The organism is Aliiglaciecola lipolytica (genome assembly GCF_018860635.1).
In the GTDB taxonomy this organism is placed as follows: Bacteria; Pseudomonadota; Gammaproteobacteria; order Enterobacterales; family Alteromonadaceae; genus Aliiglaciecola; species Aliiglaciecola lipolytica_A.
In genome coordinates, this window is record NZ_JAHKPT010000004.1 from 332,405 (window position 1) to 348,565 (window position 16,161).

The 16,161-nt window shown below is 41.8% G+C and carries 14 protein-coding genes; 10 read left to right on the top strand and 4 right to left on the bottom strand.

Features of this window, described 5'->3' with window-relative positions:
* Nucleotides 1-6 precede the first annotated feature (6 nt).
* The gene (gene puuE / locus KO530_RS01730) at nt 7-921 is read right to left on the bottom strand and encodes an allantoinase PuuE (RefSeq protein WP_216046657.1); all 915 of its coding nucleotides are present in this window, start codon (nt 919-921) and stop codon (nt 7-9) included.
* A gap of 14 nt (nt 922-935) precedes the next feature.
* Nucleotides 936-1,580: a TetR family transcriptional regulator C-terminal domain-containing protein gene (locus KO530_RS01735; protein WP_216046658.1), complete on the bottom strand. Its 645-nt coding sequence runs from the start codon at nt 1,578-1,580 to the stop codon at nt 936-938.
* 283 nt (nt 1,581-1,863) lie between these two features.
* On the opposite strand from KO530_RS01735, the gene xdhA reads away from it, so the two are divergent.
* From xdhA to KO530_RS01770, 7 genes are read left to right on the top strand one after another with little or no spacing between them, the layout of a single operon-like run.
* A complete protein-coding gene (gene xdhA / locus KO530_RS01740; RefSeq protein WP_216046659.1) occupies nt 1,864-3,303 on the top strand; it encodes a xanthine dehydrogenase small subunit in 1,440 nt (479 codons plus the stop codon).
* The gene (xdhB, locus tag KO530_RS01745; RefSeq protein ID WP_216046660.1) at nt 3,296-5,674 is read left to right on the top strand and encodes a xanthine dehydrogenase molybdopterin binding subunit; all 2,379 of its coding nucleotides are present in this window, start codon (nt 3,296-3,298) and stop codon (nt 5,672-5,674) included. Before xdhA ends, xdhB begins: the two co-directional genes overlap by 8 nt.
* The gene (xdhC, locus tag KO530_RS01750; RefSeq protein ID WP_216046661.1) at nt 5,671-6,525 is read left to right on the top strand and encodes a xanthine dehydrogenase accessory protein XdhC; all 855 of its coding nucleotides are present in this window, start codon (nt 5,671-5,673) and stop codon (nt 6,523-6,525) included. The genes xdhB and xdhC overlap by 4 nt, the downstream gene beginning before the upstream one ends.
* Nucleotides 6,522-7,028 (top strand): 2-oxo-4-hydroxy-4-carboxy-5-ureidoimidazoline decarboxylase, encoded by a 507-nt coding sequence (uraD, locus tag KO530_RS01755; RefSeq protein ID WP_216046662.1) that lies wholly within the window; start codon nt 6,522-6,524, stop codon nt 7,026-7,028. The genes xdhC and uraD overlap by 4 nt, the downstream gene beginning before the upstream one ends.
* 15 nt (nt 7,029-7,043) lie before the next feature.
* Nucleotides 7,044-7,367: a hydroxyisourate hydrolase gene (uraH, locus tag KO530_RS01760; protein ID WP_216046663.1), complete on the top strand. Its 324-nt coding sequence runs from the start codon at nt 7,044-7,046 to the stop codon at nt 7,365-7,367.
* A gap of 6 nt (nt 7,368-7,373) precedes the next feature.
* Nucleotides 7,374-8,702 (top strand): guanine deaminase, encoded by a 1,329-nt coding sequence (gene guaD / locus KO530_RS01765; protein WP_216046664.1) that lies wholly within the window; start codon nt 7,374-7,376, stop codon nt 8,700-8,702.
* Nucleotides 8,703-9,902 carry a urate hydroxylase PuuD gene (locus KO530_RS01770; protein ID WP_216046665.1) on the top strand — a complete coding sequence of 400 codons (1,200 nt, stop codon included), beginning with the start codon at nt 8,703-8,705 and terminating at the stop codon, nt 9,900-9,902.
* Here the strand turns inward: KO530_RS01770 and hutG are convergent.
* Both hutG and hutI read right to left on the bottom strand, forming a co-directional pair.
* Nucleotides 9,899-10,864: a formimidoylglutamase gene (gene hutG / locus KO530_RS01775; protein WP_216046666.1), complete on the bottom strand. Its 966-nt coding sequence runs from the start codon at nt 10,862-10,864 to the stop codon at nt 9,899-9,901. The two genes, KO530_RS01770 and hutG, sit on opposite strands and share 4 nt — an antisense overlap.
* On the bottom strand, nt 10,857-12,068 hold the full coding sequence (gene hutI, locus KO530_RS01780) for an imidazolonepropionase (protein ID WP_216046667.1): 1,212 nt from the start codon (nt 12,066-12,068) through the stop codon (nt 10,857-10,859). Before hutI ends, hutG begins: the two co-directional genes overlap by 8 nt.
* A 98-nt stretch (nt 12,069-12,166) precedes the next feature.
* Between hutI and hutC the strand changes: the two genes are divergently transcribed.
* From hutC to hutH, 3 genes are read left to right on the top strand one after another with little or no spacing between them, the layout of a single operon-like run.
* Nucleotides 12,167-12,874 carry a histidine utilization repressor gene (gene hutC / locus KO530_RS01785; protein WP_216046668.1) on the top strand — a complete coding sequence of 236 codons (708 nt, stop codon included), beginning with the start codon at nt 12,167-12,169 and terminating at the stop codon, nt 12,872-12,874.
* A 31-nt stretch (nt 12,875-12,905) separates the two neighbouring features.
* Nucleotides 12,906-14,585 (top strand): urocanate hydratase, encoded by a 1,680-nt coding sequence (gene hutU / locus KO530_RS01790; protein ID WP_216046669.1) that lies wholly within the window; start codon nt 12,906-12,908, stop codon nt 14,583-14,585.
* Entirely contained in the window at nt 14,578-16,098 is a 1,521-nt protein-coding gene (hutH, locus tag KO530_RS01795; protein WP_216046670.1) for a histidine ammonia-lyase, read from the top strand. The genes hutU and hutH overlap by 8 nt, the downstream gene beginning before the upstream one ends.
* Nucleotides 16,099-16,161 lie beyond the last annotated feature (63 nt).

Here is a 16,161-nt window from a genome sequence, read left to right on the forward strand (position 1 = left end):
TCTTTATTATCGCTTTGATTGTTCCACGGGAAAGTGAGTTAGCCAATGCTGGGCTATTTGCTCTCTGGTACACATCCACACATCTTCAAAGCTCTGCACATATTCAATAAAACGACGCAGCGCTGCTATTCTTGCAGGACGACCTATAATTCGACAATGCAAACCAATCGACAACATTTTAGGGCTATGCTCCCCTTCCAAATATAAAGTATCAAATGCGTCTTTTAAATATTGATAGAACATCTCGCCATTATTAAACCCTTGGGGTGTAGCAAAACGCATGTCATTGGTATCAAGGGTATAAGGAACAATCAAAAGCGGTTTACTATAGTGATGGTCGTAATAAGGCAAATCATCGGCGTAGCTGTCTGCACAGTAAACAATATCATCTCGTTCTGCGATTAACTTAAGGGTGTTCGGACTGGTTCTGCCGGTATACCAGCCGCTAGGGTTAGTGCCGGTTATTTTCTCGTGTAAATGGATTGACGCATCAATCAACTTACGCTCCTTTTCAATTGGCATATTTTGATAGTCAATCCAACGCATGGCATGACTAGCAATTTCCCAATTCGACGCTAACATCGCCTCTACAGCTTCTGGATTTCGCTGCAACGCCATGGTGACACCAAAAACGGTTACCGGGACATTCAACTCGTTGAGTAAACGATAAATCCGCCAAAAACCGGCTCGACTACCATATTCATATAAGGTTTCCATGCTTTGGTGTCTATCTGCATAGGCTTTGGCACCTATGATTTCAGACAGGAATATTTCTGAGAATTCATCTCCATGTAATACGCAGTTTTCACCACCTTCTTCGTAATTCAACACAAACTGAATGGCAATTTTAGCTTTATTAGGCCATTTAGGCTTTGGTGGGAATTGCCCGTACCCTTTGAGATCACGAGGATAGGATTGCATATTTCTATTCCTTCTTATCGATATTGCTCAGGTATGTCTAAACTACAACCCTTCAAAATTAAACTTATAATCGACTTAGTCGCATTTTCAAATTCCGCTCTATCCATTTCTTTACCCTCAAGGTGAGTAATTTGTACTGCAAAATCTGCATAGTGCTGACAACACGCCCAGATGTGGTAAAGCAAATAATGGGCATTGGAAACTTGAATTTTACCTTCATCCATCCAATGCTTAATAACTTCAACTCTCCCCTTCATCCAAGCTGCATGTTGGTCTTTGTAAAAACCGTAAAGATTTGGAGCACCGTTGATGATCTCTAATGCGAATATCCGAGAAGCTTCTGGTCTAACTAATGAAAATTCCATTTTATCTTTTATGTATCTGGCTAACACTTCCGCTGGATCATCATCTTTAGTAGCTTCATCAAAAACCGAGTTCCATAATTCTAAGATTTGCTGTAAAACTGCAAGATATAGGTTTTCTTTACTCTTAAAATAATAAAGAACATTGGTTTTAGGTAATTGCGCTCTATCAGCAACTTGCTGAATGCGAGTGCCTTTAAATCCATGTTTTGCGAACTCATGTTCTGCTGCATTTAATATTAATTGTTTGTTTGCTGCGCCTATTCGGCCTTCTTTATTGATTTTATTATCAGTCATGGTCCATTATTTCTGTTATTGAAGGTTGAAGCCTTTTAAGGCATGCATCTATCTTCCTTTTGACAATGTATCATTAGTTCTTGGCATTTCTAAGTCGCCATGCAAACTATTTTAAATAAAATCATCAATTACATTCAATATAAGTTGACCAGCTGGTCAGGTTTTATATTATATGTATAAAGGTAATCAAGCAAAACAAAAATTCGCAATATTAGTTTGTTCAAATAATCTAGAACATTGATATATAAGATAATGGATAACCAATCGGTAGTCGGGAAAAACTATGGTTCAATTTTTACTTAACAATGTGAAGACTGATATTGACTCAGTGGAAACAGATTTAACGGTTTTAGACTACCTTCGTGAACATCAAGGGTTGTGTGGTACTAAAGAAGGATGTGCTTCAGGTGATTGCGGTGCTTGTACTGTAGTATTAGCGCAATTGAATGAGCAACAAGATGGTATTGAATACAAGTCAATCAATAGCTGCGTTACTTTTACCAGTGCTTTGCAGGGTAAACAACTTATCACTGTAGAACATTTGTCTGATGGCAAGCAATTGCACCCGGTGCAATCGGCAATGGTAGAACAGCATGGCTCTCAATGTGGTTTTTGCACACCTGGTTTTGTGATGTCGCTTTTTGCTTTATATCATCAAGACAAGCCAAACAGCCGACACAATGTGGAGTTGGCATTATCGGGCAACCTATGCCGTTGCACAGGATACCGCCCTATTATCGATGCAGCGCTAAATAGTTGCCAATCTAAAACCGCCGACAAATTTGATCAGGTTGAACAGCAAACAATAGAAAGTTTAAAGGCCATCAAAAATCAGAATGCGGGATTAGATGGGCTATATGTACCGACTACACGACAAGCATTAGCGGAGCTGGTCAAAACCTACCCTGAAGCTCGTTATGTTGCAGGCAGCACTGATCTGGCATTAGAGGTGACCCAACAATTAAACAATTTGGACTGTTTGATTGACCTTAAATCTGTTCCAGAACTAAACAAATTAACAGTCACAGACACCCATTTACAGATTGGGGCAGCACTACCATTTAACCAAATCGAACCCACACTACTGAGTCACTTCCCAAGCTTAGATGAATTATTGTGGCGATTTGCTTCTGTGCCTATTCGTAATCAAGCAACCCTTGGTGGAAATGTAGCTAACGCCTCTCCCATTGGTGATATGCCGCCGGTTCTGTTGGCATTAAATGCGCAAATATTGTTAGACAATGGCAATGCCACCAGACAAGTGCCCGCCAGATCGTTTTTTCTAGATTATCGTAAAACAGCGATGCAAAACGGGGAATGGATTGATTCTGTTCACCTTCCCCTGTTGCAAACAAACGCAGTTTTAAAAGCCTACAAGGTTTCAAAACGCATAGAGGATGACATTTCCGCTGTTTGCGCCGTTTTTCATGTTGTTATAAAAGACAATAAAATTGAAAATATAAGTACCGGATTTGGAGGTGTTGCTGCGACTCCTGTAACTGCGAACGAATTTGAACAAGCAATGCAAGGCGCAACATGGAACGCCTCTGAAACCCTAGAATTGGGTAAGCAGCTTTTGCAAAATGCATTTAAACCAATGGACGATGTGCGCGCTTCGGCCCAATATCGCACTGATTTAGTGGTGAATTTATGGCATCGATTCTGGTTAGAGAACACCCAACAAAATAATATAATTGAAACACGGGTGGTAAATCATGCGTAAATTAATTGATCTGGCAATCGACAAAACACCTAGTGGCAAGATTGGAACATCCAGTAAACATGATAGTGCTAATCGTCACGTAACAGGTAAAGCTATTTATGTTGATGATAAAAATTTACCAGCCAATACCTTATTCGCTGCTATCGGAACCAGCAAGATCGCTTGTGGGCAGATTCAAAAACTGGACTTATCAAAAGTCTGGGCTAGCCCTGGCGTAGTCGATGTAATTACAGTTGAGGATGTTCCAGGGCACGCAGACATTGGGCCTGTATTTAAAGGCGATCCCATACTCACCAGCGATCAAATTTCGTTTAATGGTCAGGCTATTTTCGCAGTTTTAGCCACATCTACTCGATTAGCTAGACAAGCTGTTCTAAACGCCGAGATTGAATATAGCCCATCATCGGCAACCTTGAGCACTGAAGAAGCTCATCAAAAACAGGAATTTGTGCGTCCTGCGCACAAAATGCAACAGACCCTCCCATCTCAAATTAAGAACAACAATATTGAGCAAATTGAATCCTGTTTAAAGGTAGGTGGCCAAGAACATTTATACCTCGAAGGTCAAGTTTCAGTTGCTATTCCCCAAGAAGAAGATCGAATGATGATCTATACATCTAGTCAACATCCAAGCGAAGTGCAAAAATTGGTTGCTGAAGTGCTAGATGTATCAATCAACAAAGTCACCGTTGATATGCGTCGCATGGGTGGCGGATTTGGTGGTAAAGAGACACAAGCAGCACAATGGGCATGCATAGCCGCGATTTTGGCCCATCGTCAATCAGTGCCAGTAAAAATACGCCTACCGAGAATGCAGGATATGCAGGTGACAGGGAAACGTCACCCATTTACTAACAAATATAAAGTGAACATTGATCAAAACGGACTCATTCAATCCAGTGAATTTGAAATTAATGGTGATTGCGGACACTCCCCTGATTTATCTGATGCAATAGTTGACCGTGCAATGTTTCACGTTGACAACGGCTACTACCTCGGTCAAACCGAAGTGGTTGGACATAGATGCAGAACCAATAAAGTATCTCATACCGCTTTCAGAGGATTTGGTGGCCCCCAAGGAATGATAGTTGCTGAAGACATGCTAGATAAGATTGCTCGGCATAGAAAAATAGACCCGCTCACTGCTAGAAAACGCAACTTGTACCAAAACGTTGGGGTAAATGAAACCCATTATGGAATGCCAATCGGGCAAAATGTTCTGCCTGATTTGCTCGAAAAATTGGAACACAGCAGTGATTATTGGAATCGCAGAAAACAAATCCAAGAATTCAATCAATCCAGCCCTATTATTAAAAAAGGTTTGGCATTAACTCCGGTAAAATTTGGTATTTCATTTACCGCTAAACACCTTAATCAAGCGGGTGCGCTGCTGCATGTTTACACTGACGGTAGTATTCAAGTAAACCATGGCGGCACCGAAATGGGTCAAGGGTTACATACTAAAGTGGCGCAAGTGGTAGCGAACGAGTTTGGCTTGCCAATTGAGAAAATAGAGGTAACAGCAACACGCACCGATAAAGTGCCCAATACCTCTCCCACCGCTGCATCTAGTGGTACAGATATGAATGGTAAAGCCGCGCAAAATGCGTGTATTGAAATTAAACAACGTTTAGCGCCATTAATGCTCGCGCTATTCGCAAGAGAATCGGCGCAACAACAAAATACAAACCAACAATCTGTAAGCGTCAATGATGTAGAGTTTGTCGATCAGCATGTTTGTATTCAGGATTTTAAAATCCCCTTTGCCGAATTGATCCAAGCAGCCTATTTTGAGCGCATATCACTTTCAACTACCGGCTTCTACCAAACCCCAAAAATTCATTACGATCGGGAAACAGGCAAAGGGCGTCCTTTTTTCTATTTTGCTTACGGCGCCTCGTGTAGCGAAGTGCTAATTGATACCCTAACCGGTGAAATGCGAGTAGAACGTGTGGATATTCTCCATGATGTCGGTAACAGCCTCAATCCAGCCATCGACATTGGCCAAATTGAAGGAGGATTTATACAAGGCATGGGTTGGTTGACCAGCGAAGAATTATTGTGGGATAAAACCGGTAAACTAATTAGTAATAATCCCGCAACTTATAAGATTCCAGCAATTGGTGATACCCCTAGGGAATTTAATGTCGAACTTTATCCCCACGCCAACACTGAAAATACCATATACAACTCTAAAGCGGTGGGCGAACCACCTTTGATGTTGGCGATATCCGTTTGGTGTGCAATTAAGGATGCAATTTCCAGTGTTTCTAACTATGCATTAGATCCACAATTAAATACCCCGGCCACCCCTGAGAAAATTCTAAAAGCTTGTCAAAACATCCGTACTTCGATGGACACTCCAGCATGATGAAGAACCAGTGGTTTGATGGTGTAATGCACTGCCAAAATAACGCAAAAGCTTATGTTGTGTTGACCGTAATGGGGTCTGTAGGATCAACGCCTCGAGCGCAAGGTACCAAAATGGTGGTAACCGAAGATCGGATTTTTGACACCATTGGCGGTGGTCAACTTGAACATTTATCGATTAAAAAAGCTCGCGAATTACTCACCCTAAAAAGCCAAAGTCAACATGTAGAGTATTTTCCTTTAGGTGCTAAATTAGCCCAATGCTGTGGCGGTGCGACTCATGTATTATTTGAAGTATTCTGCCAGCACGTTAATCAGTTAATGCTTTTCGGCGCAGGTCACGTCGCTCAGGCGCTAGTGCCGATAATATCGCAACTTCCTTTGAATATTGTCTGGGTTGATTCACGCCAAGAGATGTTTGATGAAGTAGATAAATCAGAACTTCAGTTACCCACCAATGTAAGCGCCTTAATTGCAGAAGATTGCACCGACGCTTTGGATGAATACCCAGTCAATTACGTATTGGTTATGACCCATGATCACCAATTGGATTTTGAACTGGTCCACAAAGCTTTAAATATCGATAGTGTCGAATATTTAGGTTTGATTGGTTCTGCAACAAAAGCCAAACGTTTTCGAACACGCTTAGCTAATCATGGGATTAGCGCCCCAATGCTAGAAAAATTAGTCTGTCCTGTTGGTATTACTGATATTCCAGGTAAACGCCCTATTGAAGTTGCCGTCTCTATTGCCGGTCAACTCATTGGCTTACTCAATAAACATGAATCAAATGAATCGCAAAATAGCCAAGCTGCTTGGTTACAAACCAAAGAAATAGCGAAATTATTATGACCTTAGATGAACTCAATAAATTACCAGACCACGAAGCTTACACATGGTTTAAAAGTTGCTGTGAATCCTCTGTTTGGTCTACATTCATGGTGCAGTCTCGACCTTTCACATCAATTGAACAAATTAACGAGGTCGCTAGTCATAAATGGCCTTCACTCACTGAGGAAGACTATTTAGAAGCCTTTAAAGCCCATCCAATGATCGGAGATATTGCAACCTTAGAAGCTAAGTTTGCTAATACTTCCGCTTTAGCGGAACAAGAACAAGCCAGTGCCATAGGCGCAGATCCAAAAGTGTTACAGGAACTTCACCGCTTAAATCAGCAGTACCTTGAAAAAAATCAGTTTATTTTCATTATTTGTGCCACCGGACAAAGCGCTGAGAACATGTTAGCTGCGATTCAGAAGCGCATTCATAACGATCGTAAAACTGAAATTGGGTTAGCAGCAGAGCAACAGCTAAAAATTGCACTATTAAGAATCAAAAAAGGCTTAACCGCCTAAACAGAGAAGAAATCTATGAATAGCTTATCTAGTCACGTACTTGATACGGCAGCGGGAAAACCTGTGCCAGATTTAGCCCTACAACTCACGACTCCTGATGGCAAAATTATTGACGCTCAAACGGATAATGATGGACGTTGTAATCAATGGAGCGACGTTAATTTTATTGCTGGTCAATATCAATTGCGCTTTTATGTAGAAACCTATTTAATCGAAAAACACGGTGAGAGTTTCTACCCATTCGTTGATGTCAGCTTTAATTTACCTGAAGACGGCGGCCATTATCATGTCCCTTTATTGATATCGCCGTACGGTTTCAGTAGTTACCGAGGCAGCTAATACTATATGAAATCAGATTTACAAATATTTCGCAGTAGTATTTTGCACTTCCCTTTGACAACAAGCTCTCCAGATGAGGGTTACGCGTTCTATAAGGACGGTTATTTGGTTACGCGTAACGGTAAAATCGAAGCAATTGGCCACTATTCAGCGTTGCCCGACGAGTATGTGTCTTTAGCGGTTGAAGACTACCGAGGTAAGTTGTTAGTTCCAGGCTTCATTGATAGCCATTTACATTTCCCACAGACCGAGATGATAGCTAGCTATGGTGAACAGTTACTGCAATGGTTACAAAACTTTACTTTCCCGACAGAAACTAAGTTTCAGAACCATGACTATGCCCATGCCATGGCTGAGTTATTTTTAAGCCAGTTATTTTGTAACGGAACCACTACTGCAATGGTGTATTCCAGCGTGCATAAGCAAGCTACGGATGCACTTTTTAGCGCCGCGACTGCACATCAAATGGCGCTGATTGCTGGTAAAGTCTGCATGGACCGAAACTGTCCTGAAGATTTACAAGACTGTCCAACGTCAGCGCAAAAAGACAGCGCTGAACTGATTGAAAAATGGCATAACAAAAATCGCACTAAATACGCATTAACACCAAGATTCGCACCAACAAGCACTGAAGCGCAGTTAGCGTCTTTAGGCGAATTAGCGCAACAATACCAAGATGTATATATTCAAACTCACCTATCTGAGAATATGCATGAAATTGCGTGGGTAAAAGAACTTTATCCACAACATCAACACTATTTAGATGTATATGATCATCATCACCTAGTCAGAAAAGGCAGTGTGTTTGGTCATTGTATTCATTTACAGCAAGCTGAATGGGATTTATTGGCGCAAACACAAGCAACTATTGCCTTTTGCCCCTCTTCTAATTTGTTCTTAGGCAGCGGCTTATTTAACCTAGACAAAGCAAGGCAATCATCTGTAAATGTCGCGTTGGCGACCGATGTTGGTGCCGGCACTTCGTTTAATATGCTAAGGACCATGGGGGATGCTTATAAAGTTTGCCAACTTAATCATTGTAAGCTGTCTGCATTAAGTGGTCTTTATATGATGACCCAAGGTACCGCAGCGTCATTAGATCTGGAACATAGTATTGGTAATTTAAATCCAGGTAGTCATGCAGATTTTGTCGTACTGGATCCTAAATTTAGTCAGCTTAGTGAAATAAGAACAGATTCTTTAATAACAGAAGGGACTGTCAACTTACCCTCTGATGTGTTATTTGCATTGAGCATGTTGGCAGATGAAAGAACCACTGAAGCCACTTACATCGCCGGAAAAGCGGTGTTTAAACAACCCACGAGGAGCAATTAAATGGTTTGGATGGACTGGGTATCGTTGTTTATTCGTTGGTTTCACGTTATCGCGGGTGTGGCTTGGATTGGCGCATCATTTTACTTTATTTGGTTAGATAACAACTTACAGCAACCACCGGAATGGAAAAAGAACAAAGGCATTAAAGGCGATTTGTGGGCGGTTCATGGAGGTGGCTTTTACGAAGTCGCTAAATATCAATACGGCCCTGAAAAAATCCCAGAAACCTTACATTGGTTTAAATGGGAAGCCTATACCACTTGGATAAGTGGATTTAGTTTACTTATTTTAGTTTATTACTTTGGAGCGTCTGCTTTTTTAATCGATCCTAATATTATGGAGTTAACCCAAAGCCAAGCTGTATTAATGGGTTTAGGGTTAATATTTGGCGGCATGTTGATGTATGAAGTAGCCTGCCGCAGTCCGTTAGCAAAAAGCCCATTGTTATTCGCGATCTTTCTATTAATACTGTTAACGGTTGCGGCTTGGTTGGCAACCCAATGGTTTAGCGGGCGTGGCGCTTACATACATATCGGAGCGCTGATTGGAACTATCATGGTGGCAAACGTCTTCTTGCAAATCATGCCGTCACAAAGAGCCATGGTTGATGCCGTAAAGAACAAACAAGAGGTCGACCCAAGCTGGGGAGAGAAAGCTAAGTTACGCTCAGTACACAACAACTACCTTACCCTACCTATTTTGTTCATCATGATTAGCAATCATTATCCCATGACTTATTTACACGAGCAGAACTGGCTAGTGTTGATAGCACTATGTGTGGTTTCGGCATGGATAAGACACTTTTTCAATTTAAAACATCTCGGTGTATTTAAACCGTCAATCTTAATTAGTGGTGCTGTGGCTATGCTGGCAATTGCAATTTGGGTTTCTGCTCCGAATATATTAACCACATCAGAGCCACAAACTAAGCAAGGCACGGAATTAGTCTCTCAAAGCCAAGTGAAACAAGTGTTAGATAGCCACTGCGTTTCTTGTCATTCAAAAACACCAACAGACCCCATGTTTCCGTCGCCTCCACTGGGCTTAGTTATGGATGATTGGAAAGATGTGGAAAACAAATTAAGCGTCATTTATCAACGGGTATTCGTGACTCGTGATATGCCCTTTTTAAATAAAACTCAAATGACAAATGAAGAGCGAAAACTAGTAGCAGATTGGTACCTGCAAAATTTAAATTAAACGCTATTGTCGATACTCACTGCTTTTGCATGAACTGATTCAAACAAAATACGAGCCGCTAACTTAGCGGTTCGAGAATCAATATCGAATACTGGATTCAGTTCTGCAATATCCATTAACCTCCATTTAAAATTCATTTGTGCTTGCTGGGTGGTCAACCATCGAATGATGGATATAACAAAAGGCAGCGAAATACCGAAAGAGCTTGGCGCGCTAACACCAGGAGCAAGGGACGCAGAAAAAGCGTCTAAACAAACAGTAACATAAAGTTCGTCAACCTCTTGCAGCATAGGTGTAAGCAACGCTTTCGCCGCATCTAACTGACAATCTTCATCTAATAAATAGCCTACCTTTAGTGTTTGCGCGCATTGAAACAATGCTTGCGTATTAGCCGGTTTAGCAACGCCCAAACAGGTATAATGAAATGCCTCAGTGTATTGTTTACAAGCTTGCGCTATTTGGTAAAAAGCGGTACCAGAACTTGCATTAGGCGACGGTATGCGCAGATCAAAATGCGCGTCGAAATTGATAATGCCTATTTTAGGTTTTGTTTTAGCCTGCACATTTTTGCGTAAGCCAGAGTAACTGGCCAAGGCAATTTCGTGTCCGCCGCCCAAACCAATTACAAACGCTGATGAATTTAACGCAGCATTAATTTGTTGAGAATAATTGTGTTGCGCTTCTTCCAGGTTATGCTGGGAGTCCACGTTTCCCAGATCTTTAATTGATTTGTCTAAATGCCAAGCCAAACTACACAGACTAGCGCGAATCGCGTTAGGACCGGCTTTCGCCCCTACTCGGCCTTTATTGACTGCCACACCAAGATCACAACTAAATCCCAATAAAGCGATATCCGTTTGCGACGTGGTTTGTTCCATGACTTGATGCCAGCGACGGCTGTTAATTCCGCCTTCATTGTCGACTCGTCCAGTCCAATGAAAATGAGAATTTTGACTAAACAAGCTTGCCTCCAAACCATTTACTAACGGGTTTGTATTGATTTACTGTATAAACGAGTTGCGCTGGATGGGAAATATCCCATAAACACAAATCGGCTCGGCACCCAGCTTTTATTTCTCCCCGGTCTTTTAAGCCTAACGCTTTGGCAGCGTTTACGGTAATGCCTCGCAATGCTTCTTCAGGGGTTAGTGCGAATAACACACAAGCCATGTTGGCACAGGTGAGAATTGATGCGATAGGAGAACTTCCGGGGTTTAAATCGGTGGCTATAGCCATTGGTACTTGTTGCTTTCGTAATGCTTCAATGGGCGGCTTCTGTGTTTCATTTAGGAAGTAAAACGCGCCAGGAAGCAAAACTGCAACAGTATCGGATAGCTTTAAATTAAATACATCAGATGCAGGCAGATATTCAATGTGATCAACGGATAAAGCATGATAATCACATGCTAACTTCGCACCTTTTAAATCACTAAGTTGTTCTACATGAGCTTTAATCGTTAGCCCAAACTGTTGAGCAGCTTTAAATACTCGCTCACATTGAGCTGGACTAAAACCGATACTTTCACAAAACACATCCACACTGTCAGCTAACTTTAATTCGCTTATTTTAGGCATGACCTCGTCACAAACGAAATCAATATAAGCATCCGCGTCCTGAGCGAATTCGGCTGGCAACGCATGGGCACCCAAGTAAGTTGCAAGAATCTTAACGGGTAATTCGTCACTTAATTTTTTCGCAACTTGTAGCATTTTTATTTCAGTGTCTAAGTCCAAACCGTAACCTGATTTGACTTCCAACGTTGTGACACCTTCATTGACTAACGCAGTAGCCCTTAATATTGCAGACGCTAATAACTCATCTGCTGTCGCTTTACGGGTTGCGTTTACGGTACTTTTTATGCCACCACCTTTAGCAGCAATACTTTGATAACTTTCACCGTTGAGTCGCCTTTCAAATTCATTGGCACGGTCACCGCCATACACTAGATGAGTATGACAATCGATAAAGCCGGGTAATATCCACTTTCCACCGCCATCAAATTTGCTTTTAGCATTTCCAGAAAAATTAGACAATTCACCAACATAAACGATGCGCTCGCCGTCTATTGTGATGCAGCCATTTTTTATTTCGCCATAGGGGGCAGAGCCAGTCAACATAGTAGCTATTTGAACGTTGTAAATAAGGTAATCGCAGGGATTCGACATAAGATCTCTATAGTACCGTTGCACGAGTAATCAGTGTACTTGCGGTAACTTGTATATACAAGTAAGATGCATTTTATTTACAATTAATTAACAGCTTAATGGCCTCACATTTTGTCAAAATAAAATCCCATCTATTGGCACAAATAGCCAATGGCACAATGCAGCATGGGGATAAGGTTCCTTCTGAAAATAAACTAGCTGAACAATTTGGTGTTAGCCGGATGACGGCACGAAGAGCGCTGACAGATTTAGTTAACGAAGGGATCTTATTACGTTCGCAAGGTTTAGGAACCTTTGTGAATGATCAGCGACCTATGAGTTCAATGTTAGAAATTAATAGTATTGATGACGAAGTTTTAAAACGGGGTCATAGTTATTCGAATCAGGTGATATGCCAACAAAAAATATTTGCCAATACACATCAAGCAAATTTGTTAGGGATGGCTGTCGGGTCTCTTGTTTACAATACTAAAATAATTCACCTAGAAAACGATACGCCTATTCAATTAGAAGACCGTTTAGTAAATCCTCATTATGCACAAGATTACATCGAGCAGGATTTTAACAATACAACGGCTAATCGCTATCTTAATCAGGTTGCCCCACTAACCGAAGCAGACCATGTAATAGAAGCTTTATTACCTACACCAGACATTGCAGCGGCACTATCTGTTGCTATAGAACAACCTTGTTTATTGATTTCACGTCGTACCTTTTCAGCTAAAGGCATAGTGAGTTTTGCCAGCCTTTACCATCCAGGCAATCGATATCGATTGGGTGGCCACCTAGACTTTCAGGCTCTTTAACAAGAGTCCTCTAATTGAGAGACATTCAAGCATGAACAAACGTTACTCCAAACGCATAGTAAAAGCGCCAACAGGCAGCAATATAACCGCTAAAAGTTGGTTAACTGAAGCACCAATGCGGATGTTAATGAACAACTTAGATCCTGAGGTCGCAGAACATCCTCATGAGTTAGTAGTATATGGCGGCATTGGTCGCGCAGCACGAAACTGGCCGTGTTTTGATAAAATCGTAGAAGTGCTAAAACGGCTTAACGATGACGAAACTCTATTGGTGCAAAGTGGTAAACCTGTAGGCGTATTTCCGACCCATAAAAATGCCCCTAGAGTACTCATCGCCAACTCAAATTTAGTACCTCACTGGGCGACTTGGGAACATTTCAATGAGTTAGATAAACAAGGTCTAATGATGTACGGGCAAATGACTGCTGGTTCTTGGATTTACATAGGTTCACAAGGCATAGTTCAAGGAACCTATGAAACATTTGTAAGTATCGCCAAGGCACACTTTAATGGACAAGCAGCAGGCAAATGGATTTTAACCGGTGGTTTAGGAGGAATGGGTGGAGCTCAACCTTTAGCGGCGACTATGGCAGGCTTTTCAATGTTAGCGGTAGACGTTGATGAAAGCCGCATAGATTTCCGCTTAAAAACCGGATACCTAGACAAAAAAGCCAAAAATTTGAATCATGGCTTAGCATTACTTCAGCAAGCGAAACAAAATGGTGAAGCCATCTCAATAGGATTATTGGGAAATGCCGCTGACGTATTTAGTGAAATTGCTGAATCAGACAATATTCCCGATGTAGTCACCGATCAAACCAGTGCCCATGATCCTCTAAACGGTTACCTTCCACAGGGCTGGACACTTGAACAAGCTGCTAAAATACGTAAAAAAGATGAAAATAGAGTAGTTCTAGCTGCTAAAAAGTCTATGGCGGTACAAGTCAACGCAATGTTACGCTTACAGGCTAAGGGAGCAGCAACGCTAGATTATGGTAACAATATTCGTCAAATGGCATTGGAAACGGGAGTTGATAATGCATTCGATTTCCCAGGTTTTGTGCCCGCTTATATTCGACCACTATTTTGCCAAGGTATAGGTCCATTTCGGTGGGTCGCACTCTCTGGTGATCCTGAGGATATTTATAAAACTGACACCAAAGTAAAAGAACTGATCAGTGATGATCCTCACCTACATAATTGGTTAGATATGGCCAAACAGCGAATTCAATTTCAAGGTCTGCCCGCTAGAATTTGTTGGGTAGGTTTAGGACAACGACAAAAACTTGGTCTAGCTTTTAATCAAATGGTTCGCTCAGGTGCACTTTCCGCTCCCATTGTAATTGGCCGAGATCATTTGGACTCTGGTTCTGTCGCATCCCCTAACCGTGAAACAGAAAGTATGTTAGACGGTTCAGACGCAGTATCAGATTGGCCCCTATTGAATGCAATGTTAAACACGGCTAGTGGCGCGACTTGGGTAAGTTTGCATCATGGCGGCGGCGTTGGTATGGGATTTAGCCAGCATTCTGGGGTAGTCATAGTCTGTGACGGAACATCCGAGGCAGATGAGCGCATAGCAAGAGTATTGCATAATGATCCAGCCACAGGAGTCATGCGCCATGCTGATGCCGGTTATGATATTGCAATTCAATGTGCAAAACAAAAAGGCTTAGATTTGCCTATGATAGAAGAGGCTAACCATGGCTAAAATCATCTTAAAACCAGGTCAGGTTAGTCTTGAACAATTAGCTAAGATTCATCGCAAGCATGTTCCATTGGAGTTACATGAGTCTGCCATTGAAGGCATTAATGCCGCTGAAGAAACAGTGTTAAATACCACCGAAAAAGGCAAAACAGTTTACGGTATTAATACTGGATTCGGCTTACTTGCAAACACCAAAATTCCGCAACATGAATTAGAGGCATTACAACGCAGTATTGTGTTATCCCATGCTGCTGGTACAGGTAACTTCATGCCTGATAATACCGTTCGGTTAATGATGTTTCTAAAAATTAACTCATTAGCAAGGGGATTTTCAGGTATTCGATTAAGTGTCATTAATGCCCTTATCACTCTATTTAATGCGCAAGTTTATCCAGCCATTCCAGAAAAAGGATCAGTTGGAGCGTCTGGCGATTTAGCACCATTAGCACATATGAGTGCAGTGCTGCTTGGTGAAGGTGAAGCCTTTTTTCAAGGTCAAAAATACCCAGCTAAAAAGGCATTAAAAATCGCCAAGTTATCGAAGATTGCATTGGCACCAAAAGAAGGGCTTGCGCTGTTAAACGGAACACAAGCGTCAACCGCTTTTGCCCTGCAAGGTTTGTTTTATGCCGAAAACGCATTAAACAGTGCCATTGCAATCGGCAGTTTAAGCGTGGAAGCCGCGTTGGGCTCGAGAGTGCCTTTTGACGAACGTATTCATGTTGTCCGTGGACATCAAGCGCAAACGGATATCGCAGCGGCTTATAGACAACTATTGGCATCTTCCACTATAGGCAATTCCCACCAAGGCTGTAACAAAGTACAAGACCCCTACTCTTTGCGCTGTCAGCCTCAAGTAATGGGTGCCTGTTTAGCGCAAATACGATTTGCCGCGCAAACCCTGCTTGTTGAAGCGAATGGCGTATCAGACAACCCACTGGTGTTTGCAGATAGCGGAGATATTTTATCTGGCGGCAATTTTCATGCTGAAACGGTTGCTATGACCGCTGATATGTTAGCCATTGCATTGTGTGAAATAGGATCTTTGGCAGAACGCAGAATGGCATTACTGATCGACAATAATCTTAGCGGTTTACCCCCATTTTTAGTTGAAAATGGCGGGGTCAATTCCGGCTTTATGATCGCCCAAGTCACCTGTGCAGCGCTAGCTAGCGAAAATAAAACCTATGCTCATCCGGCGTCTATAGATTCACTGCCAACCTCTGCAAATCAAGAAGATCATGTATCCATGGCTACTTTTGCTGCCCGTCGATTAAGAGATATCTATGATAATGTGGCGGGAATATTAGCCATTGAGTGGCTTGCAGCAAGCCAAGGCGTGGACTTTAGAGCGCCTTTGACATCCAGTACTCAACTCGAAAAAGTTAAGCGTTTACTGCGTTCAAAAGTACCTTTTTACGATAAAGATAGATATTTTTCACCTGATATTGAGAATGCAAAAACTCTCATTCGCAGTCACGCACTTTCAGATCTCGTCCAATTAAAACTGCTGTAAAAAGGCAACATTAATTTAGGCACATTGGGATGATATAAGCTTCAACTGCAAAAGTGAGATTAC

Coding starts and splice junctions, on each gene's coding strand:
- puuE (WP_216046657.1), bottom strand. CDS start 921: ATGCAATCCTATCCTCGTGATCTCAAAGGGTACGGGCAATTCCCACCA.
- KO530_RS01735 (WP_216046658.1), bottom strand. CDS start 1,580: ATGACTGATAATAAAATCAATAAAGAAGGCCGAATAGGCGCAGCAAAC.
- xdhA (WP_216046659.1), top strand. CDS start 1,864: ATGGTTCAATTTTTACTTAACAATGTGAAGACTGATATTGACTCAGTG.
- xdhB (WP_216046660.1), top strand. CDS start 3,296: ATGCGTAAATTAATTGATCTGGCAATCGACAAAACACCTAGTGGCAAG.
- xdhC (WP_216046661.1), top strand. CDS start 5,671: ATGATGAAGAACCAGTGGTTTGATGGTGTAATGCACTGCCAAAATAAC.
- uraD (WP_216046662.1), top strand. CDS start 6,522: ATGACCTTAGATGAACTCAATAAATTACCAGACCACGAAGCTTACACA.
- uraH (WP_216046663.1), top strand. CDS start 7,044: ATGAATAGCTTATCTAGTCACGTACTTGATACGGCAGCGGGAAAACCT.
- guaD (WP_216046664.1), top strand. CDS start 7,374: ATGAAATCAGATTTACAAATATTTCGCAGTAGTATTTTGCACTTCCCT.
- KO530_RS01770 (WP_216046665.1), top strand. CDS start 8,703: ATGGTTTGGATGGACTGGGTATCGTTGTTTATTCGTTGGTTTCACGTT.
- hutI (WP_216046667.1), bottom strand. CDS start 12,068: ATGTCGAATCCCTGCGATTACCTTATTTACAACGTTCAAATAGCTACT.
- hutC (WP_216046668.1), top strand. CDS start 12,167: ATGGCCTCACATTTTGTCAAAATAAAATCCCATCTATTGGCACAAATA.
- hutU (WP_216046669.1), top strand. CDS start 12,906: ATGAACAAACGTTACTCCAAACGCATAGTAAAAGCGCCAACAGGCAGC.
- hutH (WP_216046670.1), top strand. CDS start 14,578: ATGGCTAAAATCATCTTAAAACCAGGTCAGGTTAGTCTTGAACAATTA.